Annotated in this window: 6 protein-coding genes; 1 reads left to right on the forward strand and 5 read right to left on the reverse strand. The window is 42.3% G+C overall.

All coding sequences use genetic code 11. From position 1 onward, the window contains the following. Positions 1–77: 77 nt before the first annotated feature. The 4 genes from H6571_17090 to H6571_17105 all read right to left on the reverse strand — a co-directional run bounded on the left by H6571_17090 (position 78) and on the right by H6571_17105 (position 9,199). Positions 78–3,473 (reverse strand): DUF1080 domain-containing protein, encoded by a 3,396-nt coding sequence (locus H6571_17090; GenBank protein ID MCB9325457.1) that lies wholly within the window; start codon positions 3,471–3,473, stop codon positions 78–80. A 97-nt stretch (positions 3,474–3,570) separates the two neighbouring features. After that, the gene (locus tag H6571_17095; protein ID MCB9325458.1) at positions 3,571–4,839 is read right to left on the reverse strand and encodes a Gfo/Idh/MocA family oxidoreductase; all 1,269 of its coding nucleotides are present in this window, start codon (positions 4,837–4,839) and stop codon (positions 3,571–3,573) included. Between the two features lie 360 nt (positions 4,840–5,199). Next, positions 5,200–7,149: a T9SS type A sorting domain-containing protein gene (locus H6571_17100; GenBank protein ID MCB9325459.1), complete on the reverse strand. Its 1,950-nt coding sequence runs from the start codon at positions 7,147–7,149 to the stop codon at positions 5,200–5,202. Between the two features lie 118 nt (positions 7,150–7,267). Continuing rightward, positions 7,268–9,199 (reverse strand): T9SS type A sorting domain-containing protein, encoded by a 1,932-nt coding sequence (locus tag H6571_17105; protein MCB9325460.1) that lies wholly within the window; start codon positions 9,197–9,199, stop codon positions 7,268–7,270. 233 nt (positions 9,200–9,432) lie between these two features. Between H6571_17105 and H6571_17110 the strand changes: the two genes are divergently transcribed. Further along, positions 9,433–10,890 (forward strand): hypothetical protein, encoded by a 1,458-nt coding sequence (locus H6571_17110; protein ID MCB9325461.1) that lies wholly within the window; start codon positions 9,433–9,435, stop codon positions 10,888–10,890. 224 nt (positions 10,891–11,114) lie between these two features. Here H6571_17110 and H6571_17115 read toward each other — a convergent pair whose 3' ends face one another. Next, the gene (locus H6571_17115; GenBank protein ID MCB9325462.1) at positions 11,115–18,158 is read right to left on the reverse strand and encodes a T9SS type A sorting domain-containing protein; all 7,044 of its coding nucleotides are present in this window, start codon (positions 18,156–18,158) and stop codon (positions 11,115–11,117) included. Positions 18,159–18,175 lie beyond the last annotated feature (17 nt).

Below are 18,175 nucleotides of genomic sequence, written 5' to 3' on the forward strand. Positions count from 1 at the left end.
GCGGATAAGAACGGATGAATAAAAAATCAGTGTTGACCAGTTAAATTCGTTTGATCTGTGTTCCATTAAGGGAGATTTTATGATTTAATCCTGATATTTCTAAATCGCAATTCCGACCCGTGTCCAAGGAAGCCGATATGACCCTTGTGTCGGTTTAATCCAGGGTGGTCACGTCCGTCCATGGGGCCATTTTTGGAAGCCTCCTTAACATTGCCGTCGACAATGACTGTTCCATTGAGAATGATTTTTATATCATCCCCCTTAACGATAACTTCTTCATAATTCCATTCGCCGACAGGTTTTAGGAACCCTCTTTTTGCGGGAATGACGCCATATACAGAACCGTGGTACTGGTAAGGTTCCAGGTTAGCATAAATAGCAGCCGTATTGTCCAATATTTGCAATTCCTTACCAACAAAGGCCGCATCCCCATCAAGGGGAGCATGGATTCCCAATCCGTTATTGGCGCCGGGCGTCAGTTTAAATTCGAATCTGAAAATGAAGTCTGAGTATTCTTCAGCGGTATAAAGATTTCCATGACCTCCTTGTTTTGGCTGGACTGAAATTTCATTATTTTCCACCACATAATCGTCTTTGTTGCCGATCCAATGATCCAAATCCCTTCCGTTGAAAAGCGATTTGAATCCGGCGGCTCTTTCTTCTTCACTCAAGAGATCATCGCCTGACATAATTTCCCGAACGAAGATATTTTTGAATTGAACATTTTCACCATGAGCCTGTAGTTCAATGGCTTCTTTGGGGAAGATTGGCAGCGTTTTGTCCCAGTAATTTTCCAGGATAACGTTATTCACCACCAGTTCTCCATTAAGGTAAACAGTCACCCGTTCTCCAACCATTTTGATATGGAAAGTATTCCAGTCGTCAATTGGGTTATCGGCTACTTTTAGCGGAATGCTTTGGTTTATTTGATTGTTGTACAATCCTCCGGAACCGACTTGCGCGCCCACCTCTACGCGTGCAGTATCCCAAATTTGTACCTGGGGCGTTCCTCTCAAATAAATGCCGCTGTCGCCGCCTTTGCCTATTTTCCAGTCGACGAACATTTCAAAATCTGCATATTTTTTTATGGAGCAAAGGTTTTTGTATCCTTCTCCGACAAACCGGATGGTGCCGTTTTCCACCCTCCAGTCTTTGCGCAATTGCTCATTGGCTGCTGCCTGTTTTTGGGCTAATTCCTCTGGGGTCATTTTTGCCCGGGCTATCGGGTTTTCAACGAGCCCCTGCCAGCCGGATAAGTCGGTGCCATTGAATATGGAAACAAAACCTTTGTCTTCAGGTAACTTGTCTAAAAAAGCCTGCACATCAATTTTATCGTATTCACTGCCGGGACCAGAAAGATTACCCATACTAGTGGTGATAATATTTCTGACCAGGTCACCGCTAAACGCTATTTTTTGCCCCGGGTCAGGAAGCGCGATTTTTATGGCGGCCCTGGAGGCTGTTTCTGCCAGCGATTTATTGTCAAAATATTCCGATACAAAAATCATGGATAAGAATGTTTTGACGTTTCCGGCGCTTTGGAGTATTTGCTTTTGTTCTTCAATATTTTTACAAAAAGGCATTAACTTTTTGATCAATAATAACTTCTGATCCTCCGGAGTGTCAGCATGAGCAATTTGGGTTAAATAATACCCGAAAGCTTTTGACCTTAACTCCCCTTCAGGGGCGGCACTTGCCTTTTCAAATAAATACGGCAGGGCATCATTATTTTTCCATTTGGCCAATCCGTCGAGCGCCAGCAATTGCTCTCTTTCATTGCCCGAGTTTAACATGGCTGTGATCAGTCTAAGAGATTCAGTACTGTTAATGGTTGATAAAACCGGCAGCATTTTTTCTTTTGCCGGACTGTTTTGGTAGGTTTCAAAAACGAGTGTAGAGTGATCTCCTTCGGCATTCTCTAAGACATGGATGATTGCCTTTTGTACGTCACTGATGTAAGGATCATTCTGGACTATATGAAGCAAATCGAAAAGCTTAACCAGGTTGTCAGCCGTTGAGATGGATGGTAAAGCAGCATAAACCGCTGTTTTTAATGCTTTGTTATCGGTGTTTATCAATGAAGCGATTGTATTAAAATGTGTTATCGCTCTTCGGGCAGCCAGCAATTCTACCAGTACCGCTTTGCCATCATCATTCATTTCCTTTAAACTTCCGGCCAGTGTTTCAATATCCTGTGCATCACAGATTATTAGTAATGTCTCTTTTATCGCCAGATATTCTTTAGCAGAAACGGCATTTCTGAGAGACTCGATCAACACCGGTAATGCTTTTGATTTTTCCTGGAAAGCCAGGGCCTTGATCCCGGCTATTTTAATTTCTTCATCAGTATTACGGGTGGCTGGTTTGATGCAGTTTTCGAAAACACCCGGTTCATTTCTGGGCGCCAACATCCTGAGCCATTGCGGTTTTGCTTGAACCGAAACATTTGGATATGCTTTTACCCATTTCGAGACTTCATCGCTTGTCAGGTTTTGAGCGGCAAGTGCTAAAACGGCTCCCCGGTAAGTGTTATCTTTATGTTGGGCTTCTTTGATTAATATTTCGGTAAAAGCAGAGCCTTCATTTGCCCGAAGCATCTGAATGGCCGCCGTTCGAAAGTGCAGTTGGTTTTTGGCGGTACAATTTTTCAATAAAGTATTGCCTACTGCAGTACTCAGATCTGTTTTTCCGTTTTCGGCGAGTCTTTTTCCATAGTGGATATAGGCAAGAATGGACTGTGATTCGTCAAGGATAAATCCGGATTTTTTGGCAGCAGCCAGTAGAAGATTGCCGGATTCCTGAGCGGCAATTTCGGCCAGGGCTTTCAGAGATTCCCGTTGTACATCCGGTGTTTTATCTTTTGCCAATTGGTTTAATAAACTGATGGCCGGGAAGTACCGCAATTGCCCCAAGGCACTGATGAAGGCAGGTTGCCTTTTTACGTCCGCGTTCCTGGTTGCCATCATTATGGCATGGGCAGCTTTTGGCGTCCCGATAGCGGTTAAGGCAGCTAATGCGGGATTGTACAAACGCTCGTGGGAAAGGTATTGCTCTAACAGTGGAACACTGGCATTGCTTCCGCAATGAATCAGTCGTTCCATCAAAAATGTCTTCACCTCGGGGTCAGCAGCCTTTTCAATGGCCGCCAGGAAGGTGTTTTCTACTATATTTTCATCAATTTTTGCCTGCCGGCCTCCAATGTAAATGGCCAGACTTTCAAGGGCGTACCTTACCCGGGTATCATCTCCTGTTCCGGCCGGAACCAGCATATTGCAAAACTGAAGAATCCCTTCGGTTTTCATTGCCATGATTTCTTCCATTAATTTATCAGCATGGTCAAGGTCGTTGGTGGGCATCTGAGCCAGGATATCTGCTACCCGGGTTTCAAGTGTTCTGTTTGTTTGAGCTGTTACTTTCTGGCCTATGCTAAAGATCAAAAGGAAACTTATGAAAGTTATAATTGATTTGTTCATTTTATGATGGTTTGTTTTTTTAACAAAAACAGGCTGGATGCCTGTTGTTAATGGCCAACGGATTATATTCCTTATCGGCCGTTCCTTCTTAAAGGAATCAATACGCCCATGAATGTCTCATGGGTTGATTGATCAACCTGTTCGCTTCCTCATCGTTGATGAATTCCTGTTTTACAGGATCGAATTCCAAAGTCCTGCCCAGGCGAAGGGCTATCACTCCCATGTTGACTATAGTGGCCGAGCGGTGGCCGTTTTCTTCATTGAGAGCAAATTTCTGACGTGTTCTGACCGATTCTGAAAAATTGGTGATCTGTTCGGCCGGGTCAGGCAAACTATCGATCAATCCTTTTACATCAGGAAGGGTAGATTTAAAACCATTATAAATTTTCCCGTCAGGCCCTTCGATATAGGCAGCCCCTTTATCTTTATTCTCCCCGTCCAGGATGATCTGGCAACCGTCCGCATAGGTGAAAACAATTTTTCTCCAGGTCCCTATGGCATCATAATGTTGCTGAGGCGCATCGATTTCAACTTTTATTGGACTCGTATGGTCTTTTCCGAGGAAGTATTGTACAGGGTCGATATAGTGCTGCCCCATATCTCCGAGCCCGCCGCCATCATAATCCCAGTACCCTCTGAATGTTGAATGAGTACGATGAACGTGGTAGGGTTTTTCAGGGGCCGGTCCTAACCACATATTATAATCCAAATTTTCTGGCACGGGCTGAGGCGGTAAATTTGTCTTTCCTACCCAATAGAATTTCCAGTTGAAGCCGGTGATGCCACTTATGGTAACTTTTAACGGCCATCCCAGTGCCCCGCTATCGACCACCTTTTTGAGGTTAATTACCGGAGTCCCCATTCCATAGAAGTTGTCCGTAAACCTGAACCAGGTATTCAGTCTAAACATTTTTCCATGGACCTTCATGGCTTCCACCACCTTTTTTCCTTCGCCGATGGTTCTTGTCATCGGCTTTTCACACCATACATCCTTTCCGGCTTCTGCAGCCATTACCGACATGATTCCGTGCCAGTGGGGTGGGGTGGCAATATGGATGATGTCTATATCCGGCCTTTGCAGCACCTCACGAAAGTCACGATATCCTTTAACGTCTTTATCCACTTTTTTAAGCGTATCCGCCAGGTGATTGGCATCGGCATCACAAACGGCAAGCAACTTCGCTCCTTCGTATCCCAGGTGAACCTGGCCCATGCCTCCAACGCCTATCACTGCTTTGGTGAGTTGATCACTGGGGGCTATAAAGTTGGGGCCACCCAATACATGTCGGGGGATTATGGATATCCCGGCCGCAAAGGCTATGCTTTTTTTTACGAATTCCCGACGATTGTTTGATTGTTTTTTCATGATATTTTGTGCTTGACGGTTCGATTAACAGAGTTAAAAAAAAGGAGTCCCGATGAAAAGAAGAGTCAGGGATTAAGATTTTTAGCGTCTGACAAATTTAGAAAAATAGTTAGGAATTTGAAGATTGGTGAGGCTTTATTTTAGTTAAGTGGCCAAGAGATTTTTGAACATCCGAAGGCCATATCTGGTAGGAGCTTACCACACTTCTTATTTGGATTACCTGGAGGATTGGGAAAGATACGGTTGCCGGTGGAATAAAAAAAAACTGCCCGGATAAATATCCAGGCAGTTCGTTTTTGAAAGGAGACATATTACCCCTGATAAATTTCAGGACAGTTCATGCTCGTAGTGGTTTTTATATTATTGTTTGTGTATTTTTTTTACGGCTATTCCTTCATTGGTCTGGAGGGTCAAAATCAACAGGCCGGCGGGCATATTGGCCATATCGATCCGGATCAGGTTTCCAAAATCAGATTTTTCCAGGGTTTTAAGTATTTTCCCTGAAGGGTCTATGATCTGAATTTTTTCTGTTCTAATGGAAGTTCCGTCGTATTGGATCGTCAGCTGTTGGCCGGCAGGATTGGGATAAACAACAAACTGTTGTGATAAAGCGGTTTCGTTAACGCCAACCATCAGGTCCATGCCGTCGCAATCTTCATCTATTTCATTATTTGGAATCTCCTCAGCATCAGGATTTATATACGCATTGGTATCATCACAGTCGTCTGCCAAAATGAATCCGTCTCCATCCAGGTCATCGTCAGGAGTGCTGCTATCGCAGTCGTCATCAAGGCCATTGTAGGGGATTTCTTCAGCTCCCGGGTTTACAGCTGCATTCATATCATCGCAATCCTTATCAGAATCGTACCCGTCCATATCTAAATCAATAATTTGGGCGATGCCGTCGCAATCTTCATCAATGTCATTATTGGGAATTTCTTCTGCCCCGGGGTTTATGGCAAATTCGAGGTCATTACAATCTACATCAAGACCGTACCCGTCTTCATCCTGGTCAATAAAGTTGCCGTACCTGGCAACTACCATATTATCACCTTCACCAGCTCCATCAGCTCCCTGTTGCCCGGCAAGCACAACTTTGCCATCAGATTGAATGACGATATCATTGGCTAATGCTCCAAGTGTTTCAGGTATTGGTGTGAGTACGTAGCCTTCTTCTCCCCAGGAAGTATCGATCACCCCATTTTCGTCCAATCTTACTGATAAGAGTGCAGCAGGAATGCCGTTTGTAAAAATTGATCCCCCGCTACTTCCGGCAGCTATTATCTTTCCATCTACCTGCTCAATTAGGCAAGTCGCCCTGGTGTAATCATACACATTAAGGTAATAGACGCCCTCTATTCCAAAATCAGCTACAGCAGCGCCGTCCTGATCATAGGCCAATACAACAAGATTTGATCCATTGGAAACAAAAGCTCTTCCTGCAAGTAAAATGGTTCCGTTGGAGTGAACAATCATGCCGTCAGCAGCACCAGCCAGCGGAGCCAGCATTTCACCATTTGTGGCGAAAGTTGAGTCGAATGCACTGCCGTCTTCCAGTATTTTGTATAAGGATATACGGTCTGCTCCGAAAGGTACACTTTTTCCACAAGCAAGAATTCCTCCATCTTCCGCAAAAGCGATGTCATGTATTTCATCAGAGGATTCATTATCATTCCAGAGAAAAATGCCGTTTTCTGCAAAAGTAGAATCCAGTGATCCATTGGAGTTGAATCTGGCAACTAAATTTCGGCTATTAAACCATGGGAAGGAACTGTGCCCCCCTGCCAAAATCTGACCTTGCTCATTGATGACAAAACTGCGAATATAGTCCTCACCAGTATTCACCGCGTAAATGGAGATACCATCTGTACCAAATGAGGTATCAGGTGAACCATCCGGATTGAGTTTTATCAATAATAAATCTGTATCAGAACCACCGTTACCATGCCCTCCAGCTCCTAATATTTTCCCGTCATCCAATACCTCAATGTGATAAGCCAGATCATAGCCTGCCGGATTTGAATAATGGTACGTCCCATTATCTGCGAAGGTACTATCAATAGTTCCATCAGTATTGAGCCGTACGATAGCAATGTCTAAGTTGGGCACATCAGGATAATCTTCTGATAAAATGACCACCATTTTCCCATCTACCTGAAGGGCAATTCCCGTGGGGATATCATGTTGTCCATTGAGATCTACGTTGAAAATACCGCCATCAGCAAAGGAAGGGTCGAGGATTCCTGCCTGAGCTATAAGTAGTCGGGTAGCAAGAAAGAATAAAATAACAAGTGTAAATGATTTTTTCAAAATTGCTTAATTACTGCTCTGCCAAAAGCAGCAGAGCACGGTGCTGTGAAAACAATGTGCTTTAAAGTTGAAAATAATTTTTTACGGTATACCAGCAGTTAACAAGTACTGTTTTTGATTATTTTTTCAAAATCCGTTTGGCAGCCACGCCTTCATTAGTATGTATTATAATTATTAACATCCCGGAAGGAAAAAGTTCGAGATTAATACTGTTTTGAATTTCAGTGGTCGTCATGAGTATTTTACCTGAGTAATCTGTAATTTGGATTAACTCCGGCTGAATTGAATTAACATCGTATTCAATGAAAACTTTACCGGATGTTGGATTTGGATAAACCATAAATTGTCGGGCCAATTCCGTTTCATTGATCCCCACCATCAGGTCCATGCCGTCACAATTTTCATCAATTTCATTATTAGGAATCTCCTCAGCATCAGGATTTATATACGCATTGGTATCATCACAATCGTCTGCCAAAATGAATCCGTCTCCATCGAGGTCATCGTCTGGAGTGCTGCTATCGCAGTCGTCATCAAGGCCATTGTAGGGGATTTCTTCAGCTCCCGGGTTTACAGCTGCATTCATATCATCGCAATCCTTATCAGAATCGTAACCATCCATATCTAAATCAATAATTTGGGCTATGCCGTCACAGTCCTCATCAATGTCATTATTGGGAATTTCTTCTGCCCCGGGGTTTATGGCAAATTCAAGATCATTGCAATCCACATCAATGCCATAACCATCTTCATCCTGGTCGATAAAATTGCCATACCTGACGACTAACATATCATTGCCTCCATTGGCAGCATGTTGCCCGATTAGCACCACTTTGCCATCAGACTGAATGACGATGTCATTGGCCACGGCTCCATATGTTTCGGGTATGGGTGTTAATACATAACCCTCTTCTCCCCAGGAAGTATCGATTACGCCATTTTCATCCAATCTTGTCGATAAGAGTGCACCGGGAGTGCCGCCGGTAAAAATCGAATTGCCACTACTTCCGGCAACCATTATCTTACCATCTACCTGCTCTATTAAGGATTTAGCACTGTTGAAATCATTGATGTGAAGATAAAAGACGCCATCTATTCCAAAATCGGAAACGGGAACACCGTCCTGGTCAAAAGCCAATACAACAAGATTGGTACCATTGGTTGTTGATGCACTTCCGGTAATGAGGATGTTTCCGTTGGAGTGAACAATCATGCCGTCAGCAGACCCTGCCAGCGGGGCCAGCATTTCACCATTCGTGGCGAAAGTTGAGTCGAATGCACTGCCGTCTTCCAGTATTTTGTATAAAGAAATACGGTCTGCACCAGCGGGTGCACTCCTTCCACAAGCCAGAATGCCACCATCTTCAGCGAAGGCGATGTCATGAATGTGATTAGAAGTTTGATTATCATTCCAAAGGAAAATTCCGTTTTCTGCAAAAGTAGAATCCAATGATCCGTTGGCGTTAAACCGGCAAACTATGTTTCGGGTATAAACAAACCCCGGGAAATAGCTGTAACCGCCTGCTATAATCTTGCCTTCTTCATTGATCACAAAACTTCGAATATAATCCTCGCTGGTATCAACAGGAGTAATGGAAATGCCATTTGTGCCAAATGACGTGTCCGGAGAGCCATCTGCATTAAGTTTTATCAATAATAAATCCGGATTGGCCGCACTGGTTCCATGAGCCCCCGCGCCTAATATTTTTCCGTCATCCAGTACCTGTATATGATAAGCCAGGTCAGTGGCTACCGGATTTGAATAATGGTATGTCCCATTGTCTGCGAAGGTACTATCAATGGTTCCATCAATGTTGAGCCGCACGATGGCAATGTCAAAATTGGGCACATCAGGATAATCTTCTGATAAAATGACCAGCATTTTGCCATCTTCCTGGAGGGCAATTCCCTGGGGCACATCATGGCCTCCATTAAGGTCTACGTTAAAAATTCCGCCATCTGCAAAGGACGGATCAAGCATTCCTGCCTGACCTGTAACCAACCTGGCAGCAAACAGGAGTAAAATGATAAGTGTAAATGATTTTTGCATAATTTTTTAATTACTGCGCGGCCAAAAATAGCAGCGCTTGGTGCTGTGAAAATAATGTGCTTTTTCGTTTTGTTTTGATCCAGACACAAAATTGAAGCGTATATTGACCATTTAGAAGTACTATTTTTGATTATTTTTTGGCTTTAAAAAATATATATAATGTGTTTAATATTGATTATTAATAGATTAGTTGCAATTTTAATGTCGAATTATTAGATCAAAATTGTGTGTTTATGGAAAATAGCAAATTGATTACCCATCTCAGTGCCCTTACCACCAATGAAATGCGGCGTTTTGGTGAATTTGTTGATTCACCGTTTTTCAATAAACATGAAGATACGAAGAAGCTTTTTGAAATATTAAGAGAAAATAAGGATCGATGGGCCAGGATTACCAAACAAGAAGTTTACGCGCTAATATTTTCCGATAAATATCAGGAGTTTAAAATAAATAACCTGATGTTCAATTTGATGGAATTGTTAAAAGAATTTCTGGGGCAATTAGAATATTCTCAAAGTAATGGGAAAAGTGATTTCGTTTTAAAAGGGACTTTAAACAGGTGGATGTGGAAGTTATTTGAGGATAATTCCAAAAAAGAAAGGGACGAACTGGAAAGCATTCGGATAAAAGATCAGGATTACTTTGAACGGGTATTTCAGTTGGAGCGGTTTATAGACCAGAGTATTATAATGCGCGGAAGAAAACACACGCCTGTTTATTTTGAAAAGATGGAAGAAGCTTTGGAAATCGGGTTTATTCTAAATAAATTGAAAAACGGGTGTGATATGCTAAATCGCATGATGATATTTAATTACAAGTACGATTTAGGTATTTTAAATCTATTATTGCCCTATATCAAAGAAAGGTGGTCTTTTTTTGGAGAAATTCCGACTATCAATATCTACTATCGGGTATTATACACTTTTTTGGAGCCGGATCAACATAATCGTTTTTTTGAATTGGTAGAATTTATAGAAAAAAATCGTTCGCAAATCAATACTGAGGATTTGACATTGATCTATCGGTATGCTATCAATAATGGAATACAGTTATTAAATGTTGACGAGAAAAATTTTTCAAGGGGAACTTTCAGGTTATATCAGGCCATGATAAAAGACGGATTACACCTTGAAAATAATGAAATCCGGGATATGGACTTCAAAAACATTGTCACCTTGGCCTGTAGGTTGAAAGAATTTGATTGGACAAAGTGGTTTATGGATGCTCACCGGGGCAATTTGAATGTAGAATTCAGGAAAAATACATACAATTTTTGCATGGCCTTTTATTATTATAATCAACAAAATTACCAGGAAGCATTAGTGCTGCTAAGTAAGTTGAATTATAAAAATGCATTTTACCTGATCAATGCAAAATCTATGCAGATTAAAATTTTTTACGAGTTAAAAGAATACGATTTACTCTTGTCTTTTTTAGAAAGCTACAGGCTTTTTCTCATTAGGAATAAAAAGATTTCACCTTCCCGAATCAATATTAATCAGAATTTTGTAAAATATACCCGAAAGTTTATCCAACTGCTAAATTCAAAAGAGGCCTATTCAAAAAAGAATTTTCACGAACATTTATTAAAATTGAAGGTAGAATTACTGGAGACGAAAGCACCCATGTTGAATAAAGACTGGTTGCTGGAAAATTTAGAGGAAGTAATACAACGTAAATCGCTTCCATAAACCATAAAAAAAAGGGAAAGTCTGCATGGTGAATCAACATAGTTGAATCACTCGGGAAGAAGAACCTGGGCGGTAAAACCCGGGTCCTTCGAATCCCTTATGAGACTTTCTCCTTATTATTTATAAATCCTTTTTCTAATCAGTTATTCATTCATCCGCTGAACGCTTTGTTCAGCACCGCCGGCAATCGGCAATTTTCAAAATAAATACCTGATTTACATCATTTACATTTTTATAATGGAAGTTTTTAAACTTTCTCCCTTAACGGTTAAGTCAAGCATATAAGTTCCGGGAATTAGTGTTGACATATCCAGTCTAATCAACTCCGTTTCCGGAAAATCTTGTGTAAACATCAGCTGTCCATTAATGTTAAATACACGTACCTTAACATCGCTTACCGTTTTCTCGAAATCGATTGTTAACTCATCCTGAACCGGATTTGGATAAAAGGATAAATCGACAGCATTTAAAGAAGTTGTTCCATTAACCATTACGGTAATGCATTCAGAAGTAGAAGAACAATTACCATCCGTAACGACTACTGCATAATCTCCGGTTACTGTTGGAGTAAAAGAGGCATTGGTCTCTCCGGAGATTTCTGTTCCATCACACAAAGTCCATTGGTAGGTCAACCCGGTTGCATTTGCCGTTAAGGTTCCATCCACTTGTGTAACTGAATTGTCAATGGCAATAGGCACCATATCTCCTAAGGCAACGATATTACCCAATTGGTTACCTTCGCCATCATTAGGCTGGCAATCGACAACCACCTGACCGGTTTGGCTAACGAAACAATCTTTGCTCACGGTATAATTATACGTACCATAAGGCAAGTTCTCAACAACATAACTACCGAGGATATCTAGTCCTGTGATAGAAGTTTGCTCGAAAGTTTCTGTATTGGTAACGGTAATGGTACAATCAGGTTCATTGAAGAAATTACCGACAAAGAAGAAAACATTGTTGGTTGTATTAGGTACCATATCTCCGAGGGCAACGACATTGCCTTGTGGATTTCCCTGATTGTCATTAGGCTGGCAATCGACGACGACCTGTCCGGTTTGACTTACAAAACAATCTTTACTTACGGTATAATTATACGTACCATACGGCAAGTTTTCAACAACATAACTACCGAGGATATCTAGTCCTGTGATAGAAGTCTGCTCGAAAGTTTCTGTATTGGTAACGGTAATGGTACAATCCGGTTCATTGAAGAAATTACCGACAAAGAAGAAAACATTGTTGGTTGTATTAGGTACCATATCTCCGAGGGCAACGACATTGCCTTGTGGATTTCCCTGATTGTCATTAGGCTGGCAATCGACGACGACCTGTCCGGTTTGACTTACAAAACAATCTTTACTTACGGTATAATTATACGTACCATACGGCAAGTTTTCAACAACATAACTACCGAGGATATCTAGTCCTGTGATAGAAGTTTGTTCGAAAGTTTCGGTATTGGTAACGGTAATGGTACAATCCGGTTCATTGAAGAAATTACCGACAAAAAAGAAAACATTGTTGGTAGTATTAGGCACCATATCACCCAAGAAAACGGCATTTCCCAGTTGGTTGCCTTCTCCATCATTAGGCTGGCAATCGACGACGACCTGTCCGGTTTGGCTAACGAAACAATCTTTGCTCACCGTATAGTTATAAGTACCATAAGGCAGGTTCTCCACAATGTAATCACCGAGGATATTTTGTCCTGTGATAGAAGTTTGCTCGAAAGTTTCTGTATTGGTAACGGTAATGGTACAATCAGGTTCCTGGAAGAAATTACCGACAAAGAAGAAAACATTGTTGGTTGTATTCGGCACCATATCCCCTAAGAAAACGGCATTACCCAGTTGGTTACCTTCGCCATCATTAGGCTGGCAATCGACCACGACCTGACCGGTTTGGCTAACGAAACAATCTTTGCTCACCGTATAGTTATAAGTACCATAAGGCAGGTTCTCCACAATGTAATCACCGAGGATATTTTGTTCTGTGATAGAAGTTTGCTCGAAAGTTTCTGTATTGGTAACGGTAATGGTACAATCAGGTTCCTGGAAGAAATTACCGACAAAGAAGAAAACATTGTTGGTTGTATTAGGCACCATATCCCCTAAGGCAACGATATTACCCAATTGGTTACCTTCGCCATCATTAGGCTGGCAATCGACCACGACCTGGCCGGTTTGGCTAACGAAACAATCTTTGCTCACCGTATAATTGTAGGTACCATAAGGCAAGTTCTCTACAACATAACTCCCCAGGATATCTAGTCCTGTGATAGATGTCTGCTCGAAAGTTTCTGTATTGGTAACGGTAATGGTACAATCAGGTTCCTGGAAGAAATTACCGACAAAGAAGAAAACATTGTTGGTTGTATTCGGTACCATATCCCCTAAGGCAACGATATTACCCAATTGGTTACCTTCGCCATCATTAGGCTGGCAATCGACCACGACCTGACCGGTTTGGCTTACAAAACAATCTTTGCTTACGGTATAATTATACGTGCCATAAGGCAAGTTTTCTACAACATAACTACCCAGGATGTCTAGTCCAGTGATAGATGTCTGCTCGAAAGTTTCTGTATTGGTAACGGTAATGGTACAATCAGGTTCCTGGAAGAAATTACCGACAAAGAAGAATACATTGTTGGTTGTATTAGGAGCCAATTCTACGACTTGACTGACGAAATCAGGGTTTCCATCAACATCTTCAGCACATTCTACAATCGTAATACCTGTAACTATTGCGTAACAGTCTTTAGAAACGGAATAGTTGTAAATACCATAAGGAAGGTCAGCAAACAGGTTATAACCACTTGAGGTAATTGTTTGATCAACCGTTAAATCATCATTCCATACACGGATAGTTGCACCATTAATAGGAATACCAAAACCACCCGGAGGCAATACGTAAAATACTAAACTATTGATAGTCATTGGAGTAGTAATAAGAGTCATTTCTACCACCTGACTGTTATATTCAGGGTTGCCATCAACATCTATTGCACAATCAACCGTAGTCGTTCCGGTAACCGTTTCGTAACAGTCTTTGGTAACGGAATAGTTATAAGTACCAAAAGGAAGGTCTGGGAACAAGTTGTAATCACTTGAAGTAATCGTTTGGTCAACCGTTAAATCATCATTCCATACACGAATAGATGCATTGTTAATAGCAATATCAAAACCACCTATAGGCAATACCTGGAATACTAAGCCATTGGTCGTTTGATTCACGCCAAACTCAGCAACCAGGGCGTCAATGTCACCCGGCGTACACTCAACAGTAGTCGTACCTTCAACAGTTTCTTTACAATCCTGAGAAAGCGTGTAGTTATAGGTGCCGTAAGGGACATTTGAAAAAACAGTAAACCCACCGGTAACCAGTGTTTCGTCATAAGACAGATCATCATTGTAGAGACGCACGGTTACGCCTGATGGAGGGAAACCAAACCCACCCGGAGGAACTAAATTGATGAACAAATCATTGGTTGTTTGATTCACGCCAAATTCAGCAACCAGGGCGTCAATATCACCCGGCGTACACTCAACAGTAGTCGTACCTTCAACAGTTTCTTTACAATCCTGAGAAAGCGTGTAGTTATAGGTGCCGTAAGGCACATTTGAAAAAACAGTAAACCCACCGGTAACCAGTGTTTCGTCATAAGACAGATCATCATTGTATAGACGCACGGTTACGCCTGATGGAGGGAAACCAAACCCACCCGGAGGAACTAAATTGATGAACAAATCATTGGTTGTTTGATTCACGCCAAATTCAGCAACCAGGGCGTCAATATCACCCGGCGTACACTCAACAGTAGTCGTACCTTCAACAGTTTCTTTACAATCCTGAGAAAGCGTGTAGTTATAGGTGCCGTAAGGCACATTTGAAAAAACAGTAAACCCACCGGTAACCAGTGTTTCGTCATAAGACAGATCATCATTGTATAGACGCACGGTTACGCCTGATGGAGGGAAACCAAACCCACCCGGAGGAACTAAATTGATGAACAAATCATTGGTTGTTTGATTCACGCCAAATTCAGCAACCAGGGCGTCAATATCACCCGGCGTACACTCAACAGTAGTCGTACCTTCAACAGTTTCTTTACAATCCTGAGAAAGCGTGTAGTTATAGGTGCCGTAAGGGACATTTGAAAAAACAGTAAACCCACCGGTAACCAGTGTTTCGTCATAAGACAGATCATCATTGTAGAGACGCACGGTTACGCCTGATGGAGGGAAACCAAACCCACCCGGAGGAACTAAATTGATGAACAAATCATTGGTTGTTTGATTCACGCCAAACTCAGCAACCAGGGCGTCAATATCACCCGGGGCACACTCAACAGTAGTTGTACCTTCAACAGTTTCTTTACAATCCTGAGAAAGCGTGTAGTTATAGGTGCCGTAAGGGACATTTGAAAAAACAGTAAACCCACCGGTAACCAGTGTTTCGTCATAAGACAGATCATCATTGTAGAGACGCACGGTTACGCCTGATGGAGGGAAACCAAACCCACCTGGAGGAACTAAATTGATGAACAAATCATTGGTTGTTTGATTCACGCCAAATTCAGCAACCAGGGCGTCAATATCACCCGGCGTACACTCAACAGTAGTCGTACCTTCAACAGTTTCTTTACAATCCTGGGAAAGCGTGTAGTTATAGGTGCCGTAAGGCACATTTGAAAAAACAGTAAACCCACCGGTAACCAGTGTTTCGTCATAAGACAGATCATCATTGTATAGACGCACGGTTACGCCTGATGGAGGGAAACCAAACCCACCTGGAGGAACTAAATTGATGAACAAATCATTGGTTGTTTGATTCACGCCAAATTCAGCAACCAGGGCGTCAATATCACCCGGGGTACACTCAACAGTAGTTGTACCTTCAACAGTTTCTTTACAATCCTGAGAAAGCGTGTAGTTATAGGTGCCGTAAGGCACATTTGAAAAAACAGTAAACCCACCGGTAACCAGTGTTTCGTCATAAGACAGATCATCATTGTAGAGACGCACGGTTACGCCCGTTGGAGGGAAACCAAACCCACCTGGAGGAACTAAATTGATGAACAAATCATTGGTTGTTTGATTCACGCCAAACTCAGCAACCAGGGCGTCAATATCACCCGGGGTACACTCAACAGTAGTTGTACCTTCAACAGTTTCTTTACAATCCTGAGAAAGCGTGTAGTTATAGGTGCCGTAAGGGACATTTGAAAAAACAGTAAACCCACCGGTAACCAGTGTTTCGTCATAAGACAGATCATCATTGTAGAGACGCACGGTTACGCCCGTTGGAGGGAAACCAAACCCACCTGGAGGAACTAAATTGATGAACAAATCATTGGTTGTTTGATTCACGCCAAACTCAGCAACCAGGGCGTCAATATCACCCGGGGTACATTCGACAGTAGTCGTACCTTCAACAGTTTCTTTACAATCCTGAGAAAGGGTATAGTTGTAAGTACCGTAAGGCACATTTGAAAAAACAGTAAACCCACCGGTAACCAGTGTTTCATCATAAGACAGATCATCATTGTAGAGACGCACGGTTACGCCTGATGGAGGGAAACCAAACCCACCCGGAGGAACTAAATTGATGAACAAATCATTGGTTGTTTGATTCACGCCAAACTCAGCAACCAGGGCGTCAATATCACCCGGCGTACACTCAACAGTAGTCGTACCTTCAACAGTTTCTTTACAATCCTGAGAAAGCGTGTAGTTATAGGTGCCGTAAGGGACATTTGAAAAAACAGTAAACCCACCGGTAACCAGTGTTTCGTCATAAGACAGATCATCATTGTAGAGACGCACGGTTACGCCTGATGGAGGGAAACCAAACCCACCTGGAGGAACTAAATTGATGAACAAATCATTGGTTGTTTGATTCACGCCAAACTCAGCAACCAGGGCGTCAATATCACCCGGGGTACACTCAACAGTAGTTGTACCTTCAACAGTTTCTTTACAATCCTGAGAAAGCGTGTAGTTATAGGTGCCGTAAGGGACATTTGAAAAAACAGTAAACCCACCGGTAACCAGTGTTTCGTCATAAGACAGATCATCATTGTAGAGACGCACGGTTACGCCTGATGGAGGGAAACCAAACCCACCTGGAGGAACTAAATTGATGAACAAATCATTGGTTGTTTGATTCACGCCAAATTCAGCAACCAGGGCGTCAATATCACCCGGCGTACACTCAACAGTAGTCGTACCTTCAACAGTTTCTTTACAATCCTGGGAAAGCGTGTAGTTATAGGTGCCGTAAGGCACATTTGAAAAAACAGTAAACCCACCGGTAACCAGTGTTTCGTCATAAGACAGATCATCATTGTATAGACGCACGGTTACGCCTGATGGAGGGAAACCAAACCCACCTGGAGGAACTAAATTGATGAACAAATCATTGGTTGTTTGATTCACGCCAAATTCAGCAACCAGGGCGTCAATATCACCCGGGGTACACTCAACAGTAGTTGTACCTTCAACAGTTTCTTTACAATCCTGAGAAAGCGTGTAGTTATAGGTGCCGTAAGGCACATTTGAAAAAACAGTAAACCCACCGGTAACCAGTGTTTCGTCATAAGACAGATCATCATTGTAGAGACGCACGGTTACGCCCGTTGGAGGGAAACCAAACCCACCTGGAGGAACTAAATTGATGAACAAATCATTGGTTGTTTGATTCACGCCAAACTCAGCAACCAGGGCGTCAATATCACCCGGCGTACACTCAACAGTAGTCGTACCTTCAACAGTTTCTTTACAATCCTGAGAAAGCGTGTAGTTATAGGTGCCGTAAGGGACATTTGAAAAAACAGTAAACCCACCGGTAACCAGTGTTTCGTCATAAGACAGATCATCATTGTAGAGACGCACGGTCACGCCTGATGGAGGGAAACCAAACCCACCCGGAGGAACTAAATTGATGAACAAATCATTGGAGGTACTTAATGACAATATTACGGTATCTGAATTATCAGCACCAGCAATAGTTATAACACCAGCACCAGCCACATAACAATCTGCAGTAACAGTATACGCGTAATCTCCGTCGGCTAATCCGGCAAAAATGGCATCTCCGCTATCGTCAGTAAGAACGATTGTTGTGTTTAGCGTTACAGAAGCACCTACTATAGCGGTAGCTGCATCATCTTGTACGTGCACAGTTGCCGTTTGCCCGATCAACGCGGCCGACGAAAACATGCCCAGAAGCATTAGTGAAAAAAGTAGAAATAGTCTCATAATTTTAAAAAATTTGT

The sequence above is a fragment of the Lewinellaceae bacterium genome (assembly GCA_020636105.1).
Lineage (GTDB): Bacteria > Bacteroidota > Bacteroidia > Chitinophagales > Saprospiraceae > BCD1.

Coding starts and splice junctions, on each gene's coding strand:
- H6571_17090 (MCB9325457.1), bottom strand. CDS start 3,473: ATGAACAAATCAATTATAACTTTCATAAGTTTCCTTTTGATCTTTAGC.
- H6571_17095 (MCB9325458.1), bottom strand. CDS start 4,839: ATGAAAAAACAATCAAACAATCGTCGGGAATTCGTAAAAAAAAGCATA.
- H6571_17105 (MCB9325460.1), bottom strand. CDS start 9,199: ATGCAAAAATCATTTACACTTATCATTTTACTCCTGTTTGCTGCCAGG.
- H6571_17110 (MCB9325461.1), top strand. CDS start 9,433: ATGGAAAATAGCAAATTGATTACCCATCTCAGTGCCCTTACCACCAAT.
- H6571_17115 (MCB9325462.1), bottom strand. CDS start 18,158: ATGAGACTATTTCTACTTTTTTCACTAATGCTTCTGGGCATGTTTTCG.